Source organism: uncultured Frigoribacterium sp., from assembly GCF_963515265.1.
GTDB lineage: Bacteria > Actinomycetota > Actinomycetes > Actinomycetales > Microbacteriaceae > Frigoribacterium.
Genome location: NZ_CAUPYL010000224.1, coordinates 1 through 3,873 on the forward strand (window position 1 = coordinate 1; position 3,873 = coordinate 3,873).

General features: G+C 72.7%; 3 protein-coding genes. All 3 read left to right on the forward strand.

What is annotated here, in order from left to right; genetic code table 11:
• Positions 1–76 precede the first annotated feature (76 nt).
• On the forward strand, positions 77–787 hold the full coding sequence (locus tag RWM17_RS12975; RefSeq protein WP_399540489.1) for an L-ribulose-5-phosphate 4-epimerase: 711 nt from the start codon (positions 77–79) through the stop codon (positions 785–787).
• A complete protein-coding gene (araA, locus tag RWM17_RS12980; protein WP_314104294.1) occupies positions 784–2,355 on the forward strand; it encodes an L-arabinose isomerase in 1,572 nt (523 codons plus the stop codon). The genes RWM17_RS12975 and araA overlap by 4 nt, the downstream gene beginning before the upstream one ends.
• Positions 2,356–2,478: 123 nt before the next feature.
• Positions 2,479–3,486 carry an LLM class flavin-dependent oxidoreductase gene (locus tag RWM17_RS12985; RefSeq protein WP_314104296.1) on the forward strand — a complete coding sequence of 336 codons (1,008 nt, stop codon included), beginning with the start codon at positions 2,479–2,481 and terminating at the stop codon, positions 3,484–3,486.
• Positions 3,487–3,873 lie beyond the last annotated feature (387 nt).

Below are 3,873 nucleotides of genomic sequence, written 5' to 3' on the forward strand. Positions count from 1 at the left end.
AGCCCGAGGCGCCCGCCGCCTCCGGCGGCTCGGCCGGCGCCGACGCCGCCGCCGACACCGCTGCGGAGGTGACCGCGTGAGCTTCATCGACCGCGCCACGGAGACCGCCATCGACGAGACGCGTCGCGCCGTGTGCGACCTGCACGCCGAGCTCACCCGGTACGGCCTCGTGGTCTGGACGGGCGGCAACGTCTCGCAGCGCGTGCCCGGCACGAACCTGTTCGTGATCAAGCCGAGCGGCGTCGACTACGACGACCTGACGCCCGAGAACCAGATCCTCTGCCACCTCGACGGCACGGTCGTCGAGGGCAGTCCGGGCAGTGAGCGCAGCCCGTCGAGCGACACCGCGGCGCACGCCTACGTCTACCGCCACATGCCGAAGGTCGGGGGAGTCGTGCACACGCACTCCACCTACGCCACGGCCTGGGCCGCCCGCGGCGAGTCGATCCCGTGCGTGATCACCGCCATGGCCGACGAGTTCGGCGGCGAGATCCCGATCGGCCCGTTCGCGATCATCGGCGACGAGTCGATCGGCGAGGGCATCGTCGGCACGCTCGAGGGCCACCGCAGCCGCGCCGTCCTGATGCAGAACCACGGCGTCTTCACCATCGGCAAGGACGCCCGCGACGCCGTCAAGGCGGCCGTCATGACCGAGGACGTCGCGCGCACCGTCCATCTCAGCCGCCAGCTCGGCGAGCCGATCCCCATCCCGGTCGAGAGCATCGACGCTCTCTTCGACCGCTACCAGAACGTCTACGGCCAGAAGCCCTCAGGAGCACTCGCATGAGCACCGACACGACCAGCAACTCCCGCAGCGCCGCTGCCACCTCGTCCCACGTCGTCGACCCCGAGGCCTTCCTCGCCTCGAAGCAGGTCTGGTTCCTCACCGGCAGCCAGGGCCTCTACGGCGAGGAGACGCTCCGCCAGGTCGCCGAGCAGTCGAAGGCCATCGCCGACGAGCTCGCCGCCGCCTCCGACGTGCCCGTCGAGCTCGTCTGGAAGCCCGTCCTCACCGACGCCGAGACGATCAAGCGCACCATGCTCGAGGCCAACCTCGACGACTCCGTGATCGGCGTCACCGCCTGGATGCACACCTTCAGCCCGGCGAAGATGTGGATCGGCGGCATCGACGCCCTCCGCAAGCCCCTGCTGCACCTGCACACGCAGGCGAACGTCGAGCTGCCCTGGGCCGAGATCGACTTCGACTTCATGAACCTGAACCAGGCCGCGCACGGCGACCGCGAGTTCGGCTACGTCCAGACCCGCCTGGGCGCGCCGCGCAAGACCGTCGTCGGCCACGTCAGCGACCCGCGCGTGCAGCAGCAGGTCGGCACCTGGATGCGTGCCGCCGCCGGCGCCGCCGCCATGCGCTCGCTGAAGCTCGCTCGCTTCGGCGACAACATGCGCTTCGTCGCGGTCACCGAGGGCGACAAGACCGAGGCCGAGCTCGCGTTCGGCGTGCAGGTCAACACCTGGGGCGTCAACGAGCTGGCGGAGGCGGTGGCCGCGGCCCCCGAGTCCGCGGTCGACGACCTCGTCGCCCTGTACGAGCGCGAGTACGACGTCGTCCCCGAGCTGCGTGCGGGAGGCGAGCGCCACCAGTCGCTGCGCGACGGCGCGGCGATCGAGATCGGGCTGCGCTCGTTCCTCGAGGCGGGCGGCTTCGGCGCCTTCACGACCAACTTCGAGGACCTGGGGGCGCTGACGCAGCTCCCCGGCCTCGCGGTGCAGCGCCTGATGGCCGAGGGCTACGGCTTCGGCGCCGAGGGCGACTGGAAGACCTCGGTGCTGGTGCGTGCCGCCGCCGTGATGGGCGCCGGCCTGCCGGGGGGCGCCTCCTTGATGGAGGACTACACCTACCACCTCGTGCCCGGCGCCGAGAAGATCCTCGGCGCGCACATGCTCGAGGTCAGCCCGTCGCTGAGCTCGGCCCGCGCGTCGCTCGAGGTGCACGAGCTCGGCATCGGCGGCAAGGACGACCCGGTCCGCCTGGTCTTCACGGCCGACCCCGGCGAGGCCGTCGTCGTGGCGATGAGCGACGTGCGCGACCGCTTCCGCCTCACGGTCAACGTCGTCGACGTGGTCGAGCCCGACGCCGACCTGCCGAACCTGCCGGTCGGCCGTGCCGTCTGGGAGCCCCGCCCGTCGTTCGCCGTCTCGGCCGAGGCCTGGCTCACGGCCGGCGCCGCCCACCACACCGTGATGTCGACGGCCGTCGGCCTCGAGGCCTTCGAGGACCTGGCGCGCATCCTCGAGACCGAGCTGCTCATCATCGACGAGCACACCACCCTGCGCGAGTTCACGCGCGAGGTGCGTTGGAACGCGGCGTACCACCGCCTGGCGCGCGGCCTGTAGCAGCCGGCAGAGCCAGCCGAGGAGGCGGTCCGCGCGGTCCCGAGGGACGGCACGGGCCGCCTCCTCCGCCGTCGGGACAGCACCCGTGGGAACACCACCTGCGCCTCCGTGGTTGCAGTCCCCATGACCGTTCCCCTCTCGATCCTGGACCTCGCCCCCATCGCACCCGGAGAGACGGCGCGCGACAGCTTCGCGGCGTCCGTCGCCCTCGCGCAGCAGGCCGAGACGAGCGGGTACCGACGCGTCTGGTACGCCGAGCACCACAACATGGCGACGATCGCGTCGAGCGCGACGTCGGTGCTGATCGCCCACGTGGCGAGCCAGACGTCGACGATCCGGCTCGGCTCGGGCGGCGTGATGCTGCCGAACCACTCGCCGCTGACCGTCGCCGAGCAGTTCGGCACCCTCGAGACCCTGCACCCGGGGCGGATCGACCTCGGCCTCGGCCGCGCTCCCGGCAGCGACCAGGCGACGTTCCGTGCGCTGCGCCGAGACCCGGCGTCGTCCGAGCGGTTCCCGCAGGACGTCGTCGAGCTGCAGGCGTTCCTCGCCGGCCAGTCGCGCATCCCCGGCGTCAGCGCCACGCCCGGCGCCGGGACGAACGTGCCGCTGTACATCCTCGGCTCGTCGACCTTCGGGGCGCAGCTCGCCGCCGCGCTCGGCCTGCCGTTCGCGTTCGCGTCGCACTTCGCGCCGGACATGCTGCACGACGCCGTGGCGATCTACCGCCGCGAGTTCCAGCCGTCGACGCAGCTCGACGCCCCGTACGTCATCGCCGGCGTCAACGCCATCGCGTCGGACGACTCGGACGATGCCCACCGGCAGCTCGCGGACGTCAAGCGCGCCCGCCTGCTCATGCTGCTGCGCCAGAGCGGGCAGATCACGGTCGACCGGACCTTCGGCGACGACGAGCTCGATCACCTCCTGCGCACGCCCGTCGGTGCGCACGTCGCCAGCATGACGACCTTCACCGGCGTCGGCACGGGCGAGGAGGTGGCGGACTACGTCGCCGAGTTCGCCCGCAGCGCCGACGCGGACGAGGTCATCGTCGCGCACTCGTCGCTCGCCACGTCGGCTCGCCTGCGCTCCGTCGAGCTGCTGGCCGACGCGCACGCCCGCGTCGCCGCGTAGGCCCCCGCGGGCCGACCTGCCCGCCGGCCCGATGTCACCGGGCGTCGAGCGTTCAGGAGACGACGTCGTTCGCGGTCCCGACGGGGGCGTCGCGACCGCGATCGACCGCCGTCGCCTGAGTCCTCGACGCGGCCGGTCCGGCCGCGTCGTGTCGAGGCGGTCCACCGCAGGGACCGGGACGTGCAGGAGGCGCGGGCCCTGTCGGACCCGCGCCTCCCGTCGATCTCCCGCCGGGGCTACAGCCCCGAGTGGTCGATCAGGGTGCGGCGTCGCCGACGTGCCACGAGCACCGTGCCGGCGCCCGCGAGCAGCAGGGCGAGCACGAGAGCAGGGAGCGCGTCCGAGCCGGTGAAGGCGAGCGGGCCGGACCCCGCGGCCGTGCCGGAG

Bases quoted from the DNA above. Each gene is read 5' to 3' on its own strand.
- RWM17_RS12985 (WP_314104296.1), top strand. From the start codon at position 2,479: ATGACCGTTCCCCTCTCGATCCTGGACCTCGCCCCCATCGCACCCGGA.
- araA (WP_314104294.1), top strand. From the start codon at position 784: ATGAGCACCGACACGACCAGCAACTCCCGCAGCGCCGCTGCCACCTCG.